This window comes from Paraglaciecola aestuariivivens (assembly GCF_052983255.1).
Genome location: NZ_JBRKBA010000006.1, coordinates 253753 through 272029 on the forward strand (window position 1 = coordinate 253753; position 18277 = coordinate 272029).

12 protein-coding genes are annotated in these 18277 nt (G+C 41.2%); 8 read left to right on the forward strand and 4 right to left on the reverse strand.

Annotated features, from left to right (window positions below; all coding sequences use genetic code 11):
• Positions 1–17 precede the first annotated feature (17 nt).
• From ACVCDT_RS11370 to ACVCDT_RS11395, 6 genes are read left to right on the forward strand one after another with little or no spacing between them, the layout of a single operon-like run.
• On the forward strand, positions 18–2192 hold the full coding sequence (locus tag ACVCDT_RS11370; RefSeq protein ID WP_447132900.1) for a type I secretion system permease/ATPase: 2175 nt from the start codon (positions 18–20) through the stop codon (positions 2190–2192).
• Positions 2189–3562 (forward strand): HlyD family type I secretion periplasmic adaptor subunit, encoded by a 1374-nt coding sequence (locus ACVCDT_RS11375; RefSeq protein WP_447132901.1) that lies wholly within the window; start codon positions 2189–2191, stop codon positions 3560–3562. Before ACVCDT_RS11370 ends, ACVCDT_RS11375 begins: the two co-directional genes overlap by 4 nt.
• A gap of 48 nt (positions 3563–3610) precedes the next feature.
• Positions 3611–4996 carry a TolC family outer membrane protein gene (locus ACVCDT_RS11380; RefSeq protein WP_447132902.1) on the forward strand — a complete coding sequence of 462 codons (1386 nt, stop codon included), beginning with the start codon at positions 3611–3613 and terminating at the stop codon, positions 4994–4996.
• Positions 4989–5606 carry an OmpA family protein gene (locus ACVCDT_RS11385; protein ID WP_447132903.1) on the forward strand — a complete coding sequence of 206 codons (618 nt, stop codon included), beginning with the start codon at positions 4989–4991 and terminating at the stop codon, positions 5604–5606. Before ACVCDT_RS11380 ends, ACVCDT_RS11385 begins: the two co-directional genes overlap by 8 nt.
• Before the next feature lie 15 nt (positions 5607–5621).
• Positions 5622–6332, forward strand: coding sequence for a transglutaminase-like cysteine peptidase (locus ACVCDT_RS11390; protein WP_447132904.1), 711 nt, complete (start codon positions 5622–5624; stop codon positions 6330–6332).
• Positions 6333–6336: 4 nt separating this feature from the next.
• The gene (locus tag ACVCDT_RS11395) at positions 6337–8259 is read left to right on the forward strand and encodes a bifunctional diguanylate cyclase/phosphodiesterase (RefSeq protein WP_447132905.1); all 1923 of its coding nucleotides are present in this window, start codon (positions 6337–6339) and stop codon (positions 8257–8259) included.
• A gap of 49 nt (positions 8260–8308) precedes the next feature.
• On the opposite strand, the gene pmbA is transcribed toward ACVCDT_RS11395, so the two are convergent.
• Complete coding sequence (gene pmbA, locus ACVCDT_RS11400; protein WP_447132906.1) at positions 8309–9634, reverse strand: metalloprotease PmbA; 1326 nt, start codon at positions 9632–9634, stop codon at positions 8309–8311.
• Positions 9635–9766: 132 nt separating this feature from the next.
• On the opposite strand from pmbA, the gene yjgA reads away from it, so the two are divergent.
• Together yjgA and ACVCDT_RS11410 are read left to right on the forward strand one after the other, a co-directional pair.
• Positions 9767–10306 (forward strand): ribosome biogenesis factor YjgA, encoded by a 540-nt coding sequence (gene yjgA / locus ACVCDT_RS11405; RefSeq protein ID WP_447132907.1) that lies wholly within the window; start codon positions 9767–9769, stop codon positions 10304–10306.
• A complete protein-coding gene (locus tag ACVCDT_RS11410; RefSeq protein WP_447132908.1) occupies positions 10299–12101 on the forward strand; it encodes a hypothetical protein in 1803 nt (600 codons plus the stop codon). The genes yjgA and ACVCDT_RS11410 overlap by 8 nt, the downstream gene beginning before the upstream one ends.
• A gap of 44 nt (positions 12102–12145) precedes the next feature.
• Here the strand turns inward: ACVCDT_RS11410 and tldD are convergent, their stop codons facing one another.
• From tldD to ACVCDT_RS11425, 3 genes are read right to left on the reverse strand one after another with little or no spacing between them, the layout of a single operon-like run.
• Positions 12146–13588 (reverse strand): metalloprotease TldD, encoded by a 1443-nt coding sequence (gene tldD / locus ACVCDT_RS11415; protein ID WP_447132909.1) that lies wholly within the window; start codon positions 13586–13588, stop codon positions 12146–12148.
• Positions 13581–14384: a carbon-nitrogen hydrolase family protein gene (locus ACVCDT_RS11420; RefSeq protein ID WP_447132943.1), complete on the reverse strand. Its 804-nt coding sequence runs from the start codon at positions 14382–14384 to the stop codon at positions 13581–13583. Before ACVCDT_RS11420 ends, tldD begins: the two co-directional genes overlap by 8 nt.
• Positions 14385–14409: 25 nt before the next feature.
• Complete coding sequence (locus ACVCDT_RS11425; protein ID WP_447132910.1) at positions 14410–18267, reverse strand: YhdP family protein; 3858 nt, start codon at positions 18265–18267, stop codon at positions 14410–14412.
• Positions 18268–18277: the final 10 nt, after the last annotated feature.

The following is an 18277-nucleotide window of genomic DNA, read 5'->3' on the forward strand; positions in this document are numbered from 1 at the left end:
AAGGAATATAAAACCCAGTGCAATCTTCGGCTAATTCAACCGATCAATGGAAAATTAACGCTAATCAAAGAGTTAACACTGATCCTCTATTAGATAGTTTGGTCTTGTTAACCGAGCATTTTGGCGAACCCTGCTCAGCAGAAGCTTTAACGGCTGGTTTACCTGTTGCTGGTCAATTCCTCACTCCTGAATTGCTTCCGCAAGCCGCTTCTCGGGCAGGTTTAAGTGCAAAATTAGTGCGTAAGGGATTAAACGAAATTCCTTCTATGTTACTGCCTTGTATTTTAATGCTTAAAGATAAACAAGCCTGTGTTTTACAAGAGTTAGATCTTCAAGCAAATCACGCCATAGTGACTCTGCCCGAAACGGGGGGCGAAGAAAAACTTAGTATTGAAGAATTAGAATCTAACTTTGTTGGGTATTTGTTTTTAGTCAAACAACAATACCGCGGTGATAGAAACTTTGATGTATTTGTTGGCGACAGTAAAGAGCATTGGTTATGGCAACATATAAAAAGTGCCACTCCTATTTATCGAGACGTAATTATTGCCTCGATTATGGTGAATATTTTTGCTTTAGTCTCGCCGTTATTTGTAATGAATATTTATGACAAAGTTGTACCTAATTTAGCTTTTGAATCTTTGTGGGTATTGGCCTTGGGAGCGGGTATTGCTTACATATTTGATTTTATTTTAAAGCAACTCAGGGGTTATCTAATAGATGTGGCGGGTAAAAAAGTAGACATAGAAGTCTCAGCCAAGTTGTTTGCAAAAGTGGTAGGCATTCCCTTAGAAAAGCGTGCTCCTAGTATTGGGGGCATGGCCAAACAACTCACCGATTTTGATAATGTTAGAGAGTTCTTTTCATCTGCAACTATAACGGCTTTAGTTGACTTGCCTTTTGCCTTGTTATTTATGTTTTGTATTTGGTTAGTTGCCGGCGACTTAGTGTTATTTCCAATTATTGCCTCTGTACTAATCATTGGATATACCATCTATACCCAGCCCAAATTGCGCCATGCCATTGAAGAAAGCAATAAATTTTCCAGTTTACGTCATGGACACTTAATTGAGTGCTTGGGGGCCTTAGAGTCGATTAAAGCCAATGGTGCAGAAGGCATAGTGCAAAATGCTTGGCAACAAATGATAGGCCATACCTCTAATTGGTTATTAAAATCAAAATTCATAACTAACTCAGTAGTCAATGTGGCCAGCTTTATAGTACAGGTCGCTGTTATTGGGGTAGTGGTACTAGGGGTATACCGGGTTTCCGACAACCTCATTTCTATGGGCGGTATCATTGCTGCGGTTATGTTAACAGGCCGGGCAATTTCACCTGTGGCTAAATTAGCCAGCCTGATGACAAGATCTAACCAAACTATTACTGCATTGAGGCAGCTAGATCAATTAATGGAACAAGAAGGGGAGTTTGAAGATAAGGCCCATCTTGCCAGTCGAACAAAATTATCTGGAAATATTACTGCTGAAAATGTTGGTTTCCGTTATCCAGAGTCCAAAACCACTGCACTTTACCCTATGTCGATTGAGATCAAACAGGGTGAAAAAATTGCAATTGTGGGTCGCAATGGCTCTGGAAAAACCACTTTAGCTAAATTGCTTTTGGGCTTATACCAACCCACTGAAGGTAGTCTGCGTTTTGATGGTTTAAATCATCAACAAATCCACCCTAGTGATTTAAGGCGTAATATAGGTTACCTACCTCAAGATATAGTGTTGTTTCACGGTACTATCCGTGACAATATTTTATTTGGTACTAAGCAAGTCACTGAGTATCAGCTAATCCGAGCGGTGCAATTGTCTGGAGTAAGTAGCTTTACTGATCACGACACTCAAGGGCTAGATTTACAGGTAGGAGAAAGCGGTAATAATTTATCTCGCGGGCAGCGCCAATCTATTGCTTTAGCGCGAGCCATTCTTAATGCCCCACAAATTTTATTATTAGATGAGCCGACTGCAAGTTTAGATGCGCGTGCAGAAAAACAGTTTATTCAATCAATTCAGGCCACTGCAAAAGATCGCACTTTGTTATTGATTACCCATAAAACTGAATTGTTATCCCTAGTAGACCGAATAGTGGTTTTAGATAAAGGTAAGCTAGTACTAGATGGTCCAAAAGGTGTGGTATTACAAAAACTGCAACAAGGCAAAACTCAATCAGAGGCTAAGCCATGAAAGTTAGCCAACAAGATTTAGAAATGGCCGATGATGTATACGGGGCTATGTTAACTCAAGCCCCAAGCTTGCATCGTTTAATCATATGGTCATTGGCTGGGTTTTTAGTTAGCTTTATTTTATGGGCATCGTTTTCTTCATTAGATCAAGTTACCTCTGGGGTAGGTAAAGTGATCCCCTCGTCACAGGTGCAAATTATTCAAAGTTTAGATGGCGGTATTTTGCAAAAGTGGTTTGTGCAAGAAGGCATGCCTGTTACTAAAGGGCAACCCATTGCGCGCATTGACGATACCCGTTTTCGTTCTGACTTTGCCGAACAAAAACAAGAAGTAGACAGTTTACGCGCAAACATAATTCGCTTAAGAGCAGAGCTCGCAAGTATTTTGGTTGGCAATAACGACAACTGGAAGTTGCAAATAGAAATAAACAAAAAACCGCCTATTTACCCTGATGATCTAATCGAAAGTGCAGAATTTATGGTGGCAGAACAGCAAGAAGAATATGCTGGTAGGCTTGATAATTTAATTAATCAATTGGCTATTCAAGGTCAACAAATCCAACAAAAAGAACAAGAAATTACTGAATTAGAATCTAAAATTAGCACTCTCGAAGTCAGTTATCAGTTATCTAAGAAAGAACTAGAATTAACCCGACCTTTAGCCGAAAAGGCCATAGTGTCTAAAATTGAGTTGTATAAAATAGAACGCACAGTTAATGATTTAAAAGGTGAATTAAGCGCAGTGCGTTTATTAACACCTAAACTAAAATCAGCCCTTCAAGAAGCAATTTTAACTCGCCGCGAAACGGTTTTATCTTATCGCAACGAAGTCAGAGCTAAACTTAACGAGTTACAAAACAAGCTTTCTAGGATCAATGAATCACAAGTTGGGGCACAAGATAAAGTCAATAAAGCTTTGATTTTATCCCCTGTAGTTGGAACGGTTAAAACCATACATATCAACACCTTAGGTGGTGTGGTAAAACCGGGAGAAACCATAGCAGAGATAGTGCCAACCGAAGATATGCTAATGGTAGAGGCCAAAATTAAGCCTAGGGATATTGGTTTTATATACCCAGGTCTTCCTGCTGTGGTTAAAATTACTGCTTATGATTTTGCCCGTTATGGTGGATTAACAGGTACGGTTGAACATATCAGTGCCGATACTACTCAAGACGAAGAGGGTAATAGTTTTTATCTTATCAGGGTGCGAACAGATGCATCTAGTATCAAAAATAAGCACCAAGAAGAAATGCCAATTATTCCTGGGATGATGACAAATGTGGATGTCATCACAGGTAAACGCACCATTTTAGAATATATTTTAAACCCATTATTGCGTGCGAATGAGGCCGCGTTGAGGGAAAGGTAAGCAAATATGGAATCCAAAGGATTAGATTTTGAAAGTAGGTAATTCAACATGCATTTAAAAGCTGTTTTATGCTCAATGGGCTTGTTAATTACGCCTATTCAGCAGTTGCAGGCTCAAAGTTTAGAGCAAGCAGTGGCCCACACTGTGGATACTCATCCAGACATTCGGGAGGCGTTTGCACGCTTTAAAGCCAAAGAAGAAGATGTAAATCGAGCTTCATCAGGTTATCTGCCAAGCATAGATCTCACTGCTGGATATGGCTACGAATATACAGACACGCCAGGCAATCGTCGTTCTGAGTTAGGATTTAGTGACGGCGAAACCGAATTAGCGCGCGGCGAGTTTGGTTTGAGCCTTAGGCAAATGCTGTTTGATGGTATGTTAACCAGAAGCGAAGTGAAACGTACTAAATATGAAGCCAGTGCCGAACAGTGGACACTGCTTAGCACTGCAGAAGACTTAGCCTTGGCCGTGAGCCGCGCTTATATTCAGTATATAAAAACCTCTGAATTGGTGACCTTAGCTGAAAAAAATGTGGCCTCTCATCAGCAGATATTTTCGCAAATAAAAGAGCGTACCGATTCAGGGATGGGCAGTATTGCTGATTTATCTCAAGTTACAGGTCGTTTAGCCAGAGCCCAATCTAACCTAATTGCAGCACGTAATAATTATTATGATGCAAGAACTGAATTTATCAGCTTAACCAACATCACTCCCAAAGATTTAGTCATTCCTGTACCTGATGCCGATATGTTACCAAAAGACAAAGTGAGTGGTTTGGCCTTTGCATTAGCCAACCACCCTGTGATTAAGTCTGCCCAACAAGATATACAGGCTGCTCGCGCTTTTAGTGACGTTGTTCAATCGAATTATTACCCTAAATTATCTTTAGAGGTAGAAGCTAATGCAGACAATGATGTAGCTGGTGAAGACGGCGTTAATCGATTTGCCCAAAACGTAGGTGGGCATAGAAATGACCTTAGGGTTATGTTGCGTATGCGTTACAACTTGTATTCTGGAGGCAAAGATGTGGCAGAAGAGCGCAGTGCTGCCTATAAAGTTTCTCAAGCTAAAGAAATTAATTATCGCGCCCATAGACAAGTTACCGAAAGTTTTGGTTTAGCCTGGAATGCTTTCGAAATGTTAGGCCAACAAAAAACCTTTATTCAGCAACATGTTGAAACTTCTAAAGATACTCAACTAGCCTACCAACAACAATTTAGCTTAGGCCAGCGCAATCTTTTGGATTTATTAGATACAGAAAACGAATTGTTCCAAGCTCGCAAAGATTACTTAGATGCTAAATTTGATGAATTGATGGCACGATATAGATTATTAAATGTGACAGGCCAATTATTGGATTCATTGCGCGTAACCCGCTCGCAAACTTGGAATGGCGAACATCAATATTCGCAAGGAGGCCAGCATGATTAAGCTTAAGCCAATTTACCCTTGTATGGTTTTGCTAGCAGCAAGTTTAAGTGCATGTAGCACTGTAGATCTTGTACAGCCTGAGCAAAGCGTAGTTCAGCTTTATGATTTAAATGACCATGATAGTGATGGGGTGATTGAAGCGCGGGATAAATGTGACAATACAGTGCTTGGCGCAGCTATTGATAATGTTGGCTGCGGTACTTACAGTACTTATGTTGAACCAGTTAATATTGACATTAAATTCGAACATAACTCTTACGCTATTCCTGCTTCTGCTTTGCCTAAACTTAAACAGCTAGCTGCTTTTTTACAGCAAAAGCCCGAGCTTAAAATTGTGATTGAAGGGCACACCAGCAAAGTAGGTAAAGCCAAATATAATCAAAGGTTGTCTGAATTACGTGCCCAAGCAGTAGCCAATATTTTGGTAAATAACTTTAAGTTAGATCCTGCTAGAGTAAAACCTATTGGTTATGGATTTGAGCGACCATTAGATGACTCTGACACTGAATATGCACATAAAGCTAATCGTCGAATTATGGCGCAGTTTAACAAAGATGTGCGTGTTGACGATATGATATGGACTATTTACACGGTTGATCAAGTTGATTAATTCAGGGTGAATGGTATGAGGGTTTACCATTTTTTAACTCAGCACTTAGTTAAAAAGCCCATGTGTTTTTTATGCTTAACTTTGGTCTGTTTACCCGTGTTATATGCACAAAGTCAAAAACCATTAGACGCTAAAAAAATCGTATCGGCATTAAAACAAAATTATGGTGAACGCGCGGCTAAACGCGGCCATGCATGGCTTAATATGATGCAATCAGAAGGTGATATATCAGAGCCTGAAAGGTTAGAAAAAGTGAATCGCTTTTTTAATTTATTTCGCTTTGTAGATGATATCGACCTTTGGGGGGTTAACAATTATTGGGCCACGCCAGTTGAATTTATTGGGGTAAATGGTGGAGATTGTGAAGACTATTCAATTGCCAAGTATTTTACCCTGCTAGAACTAGGCATAGCGGATGAAAAAATGCGTATTACCATGGTTAAAGCGGTGACACTCAATCAATATCATATGGTCTTAGCTTATTATGACACTCCCGCATCTGTGCCGCTGATTTTAGATAACATTGATGGCGAAATTAAACCTGCTAATCAACGCCATGATTTGATCCCAATTTATAGTTTTAACGCGAGCCAATTATGGCTAAATAAAGAAAGAGGTCGCAGTGTACAAAGCGGCAATTCTTCTCGATTAAAGCGTTGGCAAGATTTACGTCAACGAATTAATTCAGCAAAACTTAAACAACCCAAGATGACATTGGAGTTTTAACCCCATGACCTTATTTCGACAGATTAACTCATTATTATTTGGGCTATTTTTACTGGTGATGAGCTGCTTAGTGTATTTCCAATATACGCAAGTTCGCGATTTTATGAATCAGCAAATGGAATCTGATTTAAACAACACTATGACGTCATTGGGATTAATGTTACAGCCGCATATCGAAACAGGTGACTTAGTTTCAGCTGAGACTTTAGTCAATGTTATTTTTGAAGGGGGCTTTTATCGAAAAGTTACCTTAACTTGGTTAGCAGATGGCAAAGAACAAAATTGGGAAAACCCGATAGAAGTAGAAGGGGTACCAGATTGGTTTATTAATTTAGATATTTTTGCCTTACAGAAAAAACAAAGTGTGATCACCTCGGGTTGGATGCAATTAGCCACCCTAGAAGTAGAAGCCCATCCAGCGCTTGGGTATCAACAATTATGGCGGGTTATGAACGATACCATCATGATCTTATCCTTGTTGTTTATCATCAGTATTGTGATTTTAAGAGTGCGATTAAACACCATTCTTAAGCCGCTTCATGATATTGCCGCTGAGGCAAAAGAGATTGCACAGAAAAAGTTTGGTGGGCATATTAGCTTGCCTAACACCACAGAATTAAAAGACGTGGTGGCAGCCATTAACTATATGTCGGGCCAGTTAAAACAAGTGTTTTCGACTTTAGATCAAGAGGTCAGCCAACTTAAAGAAGATAAATTGCTGGATCAAGTATCGCAATTACCCAACCGCCAGTATTTAACTGCGCAAATTAACAGTTGGTTAGATGAGCCAGGCTATGGTGGCTTAATTTTGACTCAGTTTGATTGGTTAGAAGACATACATAGTAAATATGGATATCAGGGGCGCGACCAAATTATAAAATTGTTATCGGCCAGAATGCAGGCTGAGCTTCCTGATATTGCGCCATGTGTGATTGCTAGGATCAGTAATACCGAGTTTGCCTTTTTGCTTACTAAAGCTGAGCGTCATCAAATTGAACAATATTTAACTAGCCTAATTCGCATCATTAACCAAGAAATTACTAAAGCAGGCTGCTTAGCCAATGCCAAGTTTGCACTAGGGGTAAGCCAACGCATTGATAATATGCAGCCTTCAGATCTGCTGTCGCAATCAGACAATGCCTTACAGCAAGCGCGTAAAGAGCGCAAAATAAGCCATTGGATTGACGCTCAGCAGCCACAAAAGTACAACCGCGAACAATGGCGCGAAAAACTTGTAAGTGCCATTGAAAACAATCAATTTAAGTTTCAGTGGCAAGCGGTTAATCACATGCAATCTGCAGATATTTTGCAACACGAATTGTATTGCCGACTTAATATAGATAATCAGCTAGTTAATGCCTCTGAATTTATGCCTTTTATCGAATTGTTGTCTTTAGGCAGTCAACTCGATAGGTGTTTGTTAACTACCATAGTACAACAACAGATCTTGGCCAAAACTCAGCAACCTGTGGCGATTAACCTAACCCATGACAGTATCCAAGATCCGGCATTTACTACTTGGTTAACTACTTTCTTAAAAGAAACACAACAGGCCAGTTCAATGTTATTTGAACTACCAGAATCGGCCTGTATCAGTGCTCCAGAACAAAGCCAAAATCTTACTCATATTATTCGTGCGGCTGGGGCCAAAATAGGTATAGACCAATGTGGCAGACAAATGGGGTCTTTGCAGTACTTACAAAACATTCAGCCCCACTACATTAAGCTAGACCAATCTTTTGCATTTTATGAAAAGTTAAAACAAGGCAATGAAATGTGTAGAGCTTTAGTGAATGTAGCTAAAGGGTTGAATATAGAAGTGATTATTACTGGTATCGAAGATCAGGCACAACTGGAAACTTTTAACAATTTACGTGCAGATGGTTACCAAGGTTATATTTCGGCCCCAACAGATATTCCAGAATAAGGCTCATTAAATGCAGCGCTTTGTGCGCTGCTAATAGGTTAACAGCCTGTTATTCTCCGGCTACTTGCATTGCCTCAATTAAGACTGAGCCAGTTTGAATACTGCCGCGGGTTTCTTGTTCTGCACCAACAGCTACAATATTCATTAACATGTCAGTGAGATTACCGGCTATGGTAATTTCGTGTACGGGGTATTGGATCACACCATTTTCAACCCAATAACCCGCAGCTCCGCGAGAATAATCTCCGGTAACTATATTCACCCCTTGACCCATAAGTTCAGTGACCCATAATCCGGTGCCAAGTTTAGCCAATAATTGTTGATCAGATTCCCCAGTGGATTGGATAAACCAGTTGTGGATGCCGCCAGCATGCCCTGTAGATTGCATCTTTAACTTACGTGCCGAGTAACTGGTTAATAAGTATTGTTGCAATTGACCATTGGCCACAATATTGCGGTCAATAGTGGCTACCCCTTCATGGTCAAATGGTGAACTGGCTAAGCCTTTTAAAATATGTGGGCGTTCGTCAATATTAAACCACTTAGGAAAAACACTTTGTCCCAGCTTATCTAATAAAAAAGAAGATTTTCGGTATAAGCTACCGCCACTTATGGCACTAACAAAATGCCCAAATAATCCAGAAGCAATTTCACGATCAAATAATACCGGCACTTTACAGGTTTTAATTTTGCGCGCACCTAATCGATTTAGGGTAAAAGCCGCAGCCTCTGTTCCTATTTGTTCTGGGCTACTTAAAGCTGTGCTATCGCGGCTAACGGTATAACTATAGTCGCGCTGCATGTCGCCATCTTGTTCACCTATAACCACGCAACTCAAACTATACCTACTGCTATTGTAACCAGCGTTAAACCCGTGGGTATTGCCATAAACTTTAGTGCCTAAGTTGGCGTTGTATGATGCGCCGTCTGAATTGGTGATACGAGGATCATGGGCTAAGGCACTGGTTTCTGCTGCTATGACTTTGGCAATGGCTTGTTCTGTGTCTAACTCTACTGGGTGGAATAAATCGAGATCTGGGATAGTGCTGGCCAACAGGGCTTTATCGGCTAAGCCCGAACAGGGATCATCACTAGTGTGCTTGGCAATTTCTAGGGCTTTTTCCACTGTTAGTTCTAAGGCTTGAGGGGATAAATCGGCAGTGGAAGCACTACCTTTTTTCTGACCGTGATACACAGTGATGCCTAAGCCACCATCATTGGTAAATTCAACGGTTTCAACCTCTTTTAAACGCGAAGACACTGCAATACCTTCTACTTTAGACATACTGGCTTCTGCCGCTGTAGCGCCCTTGCTTTTGGCCATTTTTAGTACGTCGTCTACTATATTTTGAATGTCAGCTAGTTGTTGTTGCATAAAACCTTCGTCGTTGGGTTTAAGTAAAAATTTTAATAAAACCTGTACATTTGATGAATTTAATCAGGCTTGGTAGTTTATTCTTGCTTAGAGGGTTACAATCTTGCCTAGTGTATCACTAAAGATAAAGTCATGGTCGCACCGAATAACAACAAAGACATCGAAAATGATTTTGATGAGAATGAAGAAACAGAGTTTCTAAGTAAAACCCAAATTAAAGCCCAAATGCTTGAACGCCAAAAACTTGGTGAGTCGTTAGTGCATTTAGGTCAGTCCTCTCTAGCTAAAGTGCCAATGGATCCCGAGCTATTAGATGCGGTGATGTTAGCGCGTAAAATATTACGTAAAAAAGAAGGTTATCGTCGGCAATTACAGCTGATAGGTAAAATTATGCGGAATACAGATGTGGCTCCAATAGAGCAAGCTCTGAATAACATTAAAGCGGCGCATAAAAAAATTAATAATGCTTTTCATGAAATCGAAAACTTACGTGATGAAATAATTAGTCAGGGCGATGAAAAAATCGAAGCATGTATTGCAGATTACCCCTTGCTAGAAAGGCAAAAATTACGGCAATATGTACGACAAGCAAAAAAACAGCAGGCTGAAAATAAGCCGCCAAAAGCGTCACGAGAACTTTTTCAATATTTAAAACAAGTGATAAATGGATAACCTTATGCGAATAGTGTTGGTTTTAATGGTTTTATCTACCTGGGTTTTGTCAGGTTGTGGTGGAGGGGTATCTGGCGACAATGGTTCAGATCCATTTGGTACAGGACAAACACCTGAGCCGATCAGTCTAAAACTAGGGCATTTTGATGCGTCTGGTCAATTTGTTGAAGGCGTTATTGGGGTAACCCTTGAGCCAGAAAATGGCGTGTACGAAATAAGTGCAAGAGGCTCAGTAGGGCTAAATGTTGCCATAGTAAATCAAGACTTAGAACGGGTTTTGGAAAACTATGAGGTGAATTTTGAATCAGCCTGTGTGGCAGCGGGTAATGCCAGTTTAGACTCAAACGTCAGCACCATAAATGGCGAAGCCAGTAGCACCTATACCGATATCAGTTGTGCCGGCGGCGCGGGTATAACAGATGCCATTACTGCCACGCTAAACATCGACAGCCAAAGTTACAGCGCTAATCAAGAAATCCGCATTCGCCCAGAAGCCATAGGCGGTATTAGTTTTACCGAAAGTGCTAGCGACACTATTATTTTGCAAGGAGCAGGGGATCCTGTTTTATCTAAAACTAAGTTAACCTTTAATGTCAGCAACGACATTGAACAAGGGCTGAGTAATCAACAAGTTGAGTTTAGTTTAAGTACTACAGTAGGCGGGTTGACACTTAGCACAGAGACGGCTGTTAGTGATCAAGATGGCAACGTATTTACTGAAGTCATTGCGGGCACAGTGCCTGGCTCAGTGCGAGTTACTGCTAGTGTGCAAACTTTGTCTGGTGAGAGCATTAGCTCCCAATCAGAGGCCATCATTATCTCAACAGGTTTGCCTAATCAACGTAACTTTACTTTAAGCACAGATGTCTTAAATCCAGAAGCAGGGCAGATTAATGGTGTAACCACAAATTTAACTGTGCAACTTGCCGATCTATTTAACAATCCTGTACCAGACAATACTGTGGTTAACTTCACTGCAGAAGGGGGTACGGTTGAGTCTAGTTGTGTCACTCAAGGTGGCAGTTGTTCTGTGGTGTGGACCAGCGCAGAACCCAGACCTAGTGATAATCGCGTGACTATTTTGGCTACGGCAATTGGTCACGAAACTTTATTTGATAGTAATGGCAATAATGTTTATGACGATGCCGATGGTGGACCCTTAGCTGACGACAACAATGCCGCTAGCGGATTTGGAGTTAGCCAACCAGGTGAAACAGGATTTGTTGATTATTCGGAAGCGTGGTTAGATGAAAACGAAGATGGCGTGTATCAAGTAGGCGAGCGCTTTTTAGACTATTACAAAAATGAAAGTTTTGATGCTGCCGATGGCTTGTTTAATGGGGTGCATTGCCAATCTGAAACTTTATGTGGTCAAGGGGATGCTGCTACAACTTTAGTACGCAAAAGCCTAGTGCTAATTATGGCTGGCAGTAGTTTAGACGCAGAAGTGTTTGATAACGCGGGTCAATTATATGCGAGCAATGCCCCAGCTTCAGATAGAGGTGACATTAGTATTGCTAAGCTAGCTAAACATAGATTTAGTGTGAATTTTAAAGACGGTGCAGGTCAAACCCCACCAATGGGTTCAACTTTAGAGGTTGAGACTAGTGCAGGTACAGTGGTAGATTTAGGCCTAACTACAGTACCAAACACTAACCAAGCAGGCGGTTTTAATACCCAGTTTGCTATTGAAAATACCGAAACTGAAGATCCTGTGACTGCAACTGTGTTGGTCACTATGACCACCCCAGGTGGTTTTATTAGTCAGGTGAGCTTTACCCTAAACTTAGAATAAAGTGTTCAAGTACCCAAGGCCGCGACGGCCTTGGGTGCGGTTAATTAAGCTGTGCCGCCTACAGTTAATTCATCAACTTTTAAGGTGGGTTGTCCAACCCCAACAGGCACACTCTGTCCATCTTTACCACATACCCCTACGCCTTTATCTAATGACAAATCATTGCCAATCATAGATATTTTTTGCATGGTTTGTGGGCCATTGCCTATTAGAGTTGCACCCTTAATAGGTGTGCTAATTTTACCTTTTTCAATTAAATACGCTTCAGAGGTAGAAAATACAAACTTTCCAGAAGTGATATCTACCTGGCCGCCTCCAAAGTTAGGTGCGTAAATACCTTTGTCTATTGAGGCAATAATTTCTTCAGGAGCATATTGCCCAGCTAGCATATAGGTATTGGTCATACGCGGCATAGGCAAGTGAGCATAGGATTCACGCCTACCGTTACCTGTTGGCGCCACTCCCATTAACCGCGCATTTTGTTTATCTTGCATGTAGCCTTTTAAAATTCCGTCTTCAATTAGCACGTTATATTGGCTTGGGGTACCTTCGTCATCAATGGTTAAAGAGCCACGTCTGTTGGCCAAAGTACCATCATCTACTACAGTACAGCCTTTTGCCGCCACTTGTTCACCTATGCGCCCACTAAAAGTCGATGCGCCCTTACGGTTAAAGTCGCCTTCTAGTCCATGACCTACAGCTTCGTGTAACAGAACTCCAGGCCATCCACTACCTAATACCACTGGCATATTTCCAGCAGGTGCGGGTACAGCTTGCATATTGACCCTGGCCATATGTATGGCTTCATCTGCTAGTTGCTGGTATCTGGGTCTGCCGTCTTCTGCGGCAACAAAATAGTCATAGGCAAAACGTCCACCTGCTCCAGAGCTTCCTCTTTCTCTGCGGCCATCTTTTTCCATCAGAACTGAGCAATTTAAGCGAATTAAAGGACGAATATCGGTGCAAAAGGTGCCATCGGTTGCGGCCACCAAAATTTCTTCGTACACCCCACTTAAACTAACAACCACTTGGCTAAGCGCAGACTCTTGTTGGCGAATATAGCTGTCTACTGCTCTTAATAAGGCAATTTTTTCTTGTTCTTGCATGCCAAGCAAGGGGTTGTCTGCATGATAGCGACTCGCTGCATGCTGAGTTTTTAATCCTTGAACCTGATGCTTTCCACCTTTGGCTGAAATACTGCGTGAAGCCTTAGCCGCTTTGGTTAAGGCTTCTGGAGAAATGTCATCTGAGTAAGCAAAACCGGTTTTTTCACCACTTACAGCCCGTACTCCTACCCCACGTTCAATGTTATAGCTACCTTCTTTAATAATGCCGTCTTCTAGCACCCAGGTTTCATGCTGACTTGATTGAAAATACAGGTCTGCAAAATCATTGTCGTGTTGATAAATACTGTCTAGTGCCACCTCTAAATGAGCAGTGGTGAGATCAGATGCCGTGAGTAAGTTTTCTTCTACCAAGTTAGGCAAGGTGACTCCTGAATTTGTTGTGTTGATACACCGGCATTTTTTGTCGAATATCAGTTAATAATGAAGGTTCTATGACGCTGCTAACTAGGCCTGTCTCAGTCGGTCGTTCAGCGAGCTTTTCACCCCAAGGGGATATAATACAGGAGTGACCATAAGTTTGTCGTTTATTCTGGTGTTCACCGGTTTGGTTGGCCGCAACTAAGTAACATTGATTTTCAATCGCACGAGCAGTTAACAAAGCCTGCCAATGCGCTTGGCCTGTTTGCTGGGTAAAGGCAGCGGGTAATGCCAGTATATCTAAGGGGGCCTGCTCTGCCATAGCTAAAAACATAGCGGCAAACCTAATATCGTAACAAACTGCCAAGCCCAAATTACCAAAAGGGGTATCGAGCACCACTAATTTATTGCCAGCATCTGTATAGCGCGATTCTAAATAGTGTCCGGTATTATCTGCTACTTGCACATCAAACAAATGAATCTTTTGGTACTCTGCCACGCGTTCACCTGTGTCATTTATTAATAAACAAGAAGCTGTATATTTATTTGCTGTTTGACTTTTTATGGGCATACTGCCGGCTACAATCCACACCCCATATTGTTTGGCTAAGTGTTTTAATCGTTGCTGAATAGGGCCTTGGTCTAAAGTTTCTGCAATGGCTAAAATTTGTTTATCAGAGCCACCAAAACAGGCAAAACATTCGGGCAATACCACCAAACATGGGCGCATTGGGGGCAGCTGTTGTAGCTGCTGTTCAACAAACTTAAGGTTATCTTCTACCTCAGGACTTGAGGTCATTTGAATCGCAACAACTTGAGTTGAATTAGACGCCACTGAGAGGAATGTCCTTATCGTTTTGGTTTTCTAGATCAGTAGGGGGTGGTTGCACTCTAGCTGGTAAGGTGACTTCTTTGCTATCACGACCTAATTCTATAAGTTGTGGATCATCTAACGTGCCAGTTAAAGAAAATTTAATATTTGAGATAACTTTAGCTGAGGTCAACATTTGATCTAAGGCCACGGCTGCCAGTGCAGTGGCAGGGTTGACCATCCAAGCGATAATAACAGGCAAACTAGAGGTGACATTAGGCGCAAAAGCTATCTGATAATTTAATTGCTGGGCGCTGAGGTCGGTATAACCCTGCATGGTAATTTCACCTGCGCCACCATCCACTTCAGTATCTTGAGTGTAAGCAATACCGTTTTCTAACTGAAAACTGCCATTCATCTTGTCGTAGAAAAAGCCTTTAGCAAATATGTCTCTAAAGTCTAATTGCAGCTTGCGCACTAAAGACTCTAAGCTGAGTAAGCTAAATATACGTGAGCCTTTGTCACTCACTTCTGTTAAATACCCATCTGATAAGCGCCAATCGATTTCTCCGTTTAAACTGGCAAAGTTAAATTCGTATGGTGCGCGTTGCCAACTGATGTCGAAAGTTGAATTGGCTTTAGAGTCTTTAATGCCCGAATTTATATTAAAGTCTTGTAAAAATGCACCAAAATCTGAGCTGCTAAAGTCACCTGTTAGTCTAGTACTGCTAGCCCCATCAGCTAAATACCAATCGCCCGACCCATTAAATAAACCATGAGTGTTTTTTAACCTAAGGTTTTCTATTTTCATGCCTGTGGCCGAGCGTGCCAGGCTAAAGTCTATTTGCCCAAGATCATTGTCTTTAAAGCGACAACGTTTACAGGTAAATTTGACCGGCGGCAGAGTCGCCAGATCAGGATTAAAGTCAGCTACATTGCTTGAGTCTGAGGCAGATTGCCATTGATTTAATTCAATAAAATCAGCTTGTATATCTACCCCTTTAGTTAACCAATCTTTATATAAGGCAATCTGCATTCTGGCTTGCTTTGCATTGACATCAAATTGCCAATGGTCAGAGTTATTCTTCACCACCATTTCTAAATCTGTTACCCGTTGTGAGGCGATAGTGGCTGCGTCTGCATTAATAAAAATTCGTTTGGGCGAAGCTAAAAGTGGCGCCTGTGCATCATCGGGTAAATCATCGATTAACGCATCTATCACGTCATACCAAGGCGCAGTGTCTAACTCAGCGACATTCGCAGATATACTAAAGCCTAACCCCATGCCAATTAAGTCTGATTCGCCTATGGCTAAATGGGCCCGTGAAAATTGCATGGTATCGTGGGGCAGATTGCCATTAAATTCCACTTGTTGACCTAAGGTTATATTAATGGACGAAGCTTGTTGATTACCCTGGCTAGTGACCTTTAAAGGTAAACTCGATTGTTTAGCTTTGGCAAAAGGATTAGGCAACTTAGAATCTAATTGGTCTAACTCACTGAGGATAGTTGCACTATATTGGTAGCCCTCTTCGGGCAATGATAAATCAATTTCAGCCGACCATTTACTGTGCCCAGACAAATATTTAAGTAAGCTTTTAGAATATGGGGTTAACAAAGGCGTAATTTGCCAGTCACCCGCTAGCTGGATCTTGGCCTGATAAATGTCGTTTTGTAATTCGCTGCTGTAATTTAAGGTCACCTCTTGATCTAATAATTTGCCTGTTAAACCCGAAGCTGTGACTTGCTCATTAATAAAATCTAAGTTGCCAGAAGCTTGGGTTAACTCAATATTCAGATCGGGCAAATCTAGCCTATTTTTTTGCAGCCCAACTCGCCCTTTTGCAATGAGTTGCTCGCCAGATAAGGGTATGGTTAATGCTAATTCAGTCTTTAATGGACCATGAATTTGCACTTTCTCTAGGGTCTTACCTAAAGAATCAGCAATGCTGCTTTGTAACATTAGCTCGGTAATTTGTTGACCCGTTGCATGGGACAACACATCTATACTTAGGGTGGCGTTTTCTGCCAAATGTGGGATTTGGGCAGTTAAATCGGCTAACTGCACATTTAACAACTGACCTTGTTGGCTGTGCATAGTTAAACTTTGGTTTTCAAACCACAGGTCTAAAGAAAGGTTAGTTAGAGCAGGCCAGTTGGGGTCAAACTTTAATTCCCCTTGTTCAATTTGCACTTGAGCTTGAAACAACCCTTGATTTTGCGCATAAGGAAATTCATTTAATGCGCCATGCCACAATATTTGGGCACCTTTGACCTGCCCTTGAGTGAAAGACGCGACTAAATAATCCCGTGTCTCAACGCCCATTAACTCACTAGGATAAAGTTTAGGCAGTTGAGATACTTGGGTATTCTCGACCCTTAAAGTTAAGGCCAAATGGTTATCTACACTACGGTAAAAAGCACTAGGATGAAGATTGATAAGCTGGCTTTTAAAAAAACTATCGTGCAGTGCAACACTAAAGTCGTGTTCTGAGGTTTGAAAATACAGTTTGGCTTCAAAGCGTTGATAAGGAATATTATTGGCAAGCAATGAATCTATGGCTAAGGTATCGGCTTTACTTTTTAGGTGTAAGCGACCTTCTGAGTTATACCAATGCAGTTCAGATGAAACATTCTGCATGCCAGGTAGGCCCATGGCTTGTTGCCATTGCATATTATCTAAATGAGCTTTTAGGGCTAAGTTACCAGCCTGATCTTGATTAAGATAAAGCTGACTTAATCTAGCCTTTGGATCCAGCGCTTGTAACATTGCCATAGGCTCAGCGGGTAAGGCTAAGCTAAACATGGGTAGCAAGGCTTCTATTTGGAGAAAGTCTTGGTGTTGTAAGCTCAAACCGCTAACAGGGCTAATTTTACCTTGCCAATTGCTTAGTAATTCATTCTGATTGACTTCTAGGTTAAGGTTGTTGAGATTAAAAATCCATTCGTCATTCAGTGGGCGCGCGTTGAGTTGCCCAGCTAATACTTCTAATTGCACCTCTAGTTCTGCTGGCTCGGCAGTAGGATCTTGCCAATGAAAACGACTTTTAGAAAAGTCTAACTGCACTGACTTGAGGGACTTTTCTTCTATGCTGGCCCACATAACAAAACTGCCACGACTTTCAATAAGTTGATGGTCACTAATAATCCATTGGCTTACCCAAGGTGAGAGGTCTATTTCTGCTCCTTGGGCGAAAAAGGTGCCAAAAATTTCATCTTTTTGACCATATAAGTCCAATACAAAAGACACGGAATTTTTAGCAATTTCTTCTATTTGCAGCTCACCCGTGCCTTGGTGATGATCTTCTTTGTTAACCCAAGATACTTGGTCAATTAACACCACTTGCTGCTGGGCATTGGCGGTATTAATAATGATTTTACTTTGACTGATAGAAAACATTTGCAGTTGCTGTAAAAACAACTTTTCTAGGGCTTCTACTATGGGGTATTCGGCTTCTTTTTGTTCAAAAGAAGGTAAATTTAAATTTAATTCTAGGGCTTTTAAATCAAACTTATTTGCTTGCAACTGCAAACCAAGTACAGATTGCCAAAAGTCGACTTCAATGGCGGTTTCCGCAATAGACAGGCTGATAGGAGATTGCTGACTATCTACAAGTCGAAGATCACGCAGCACTATGGCCGGGCCTAATCCTTGCCATTTAGCTGAGATTTCAGCAATGCTTAATTCGGCCCCAATTTGGCTAGACAACCATTGCTCTACATGATGTTTTTGTTGTTGCATGTACGGAAGCGAATATCGCAATAAGCTAATACCCACAGCCACCACAACTAAACTAATAGCCAATAAGGCCCATAGTTTTTTTATGATGTAGGCCACATAATAAGCGCCATTTTTAGGAGTATTTGCCATTTAGCTCACT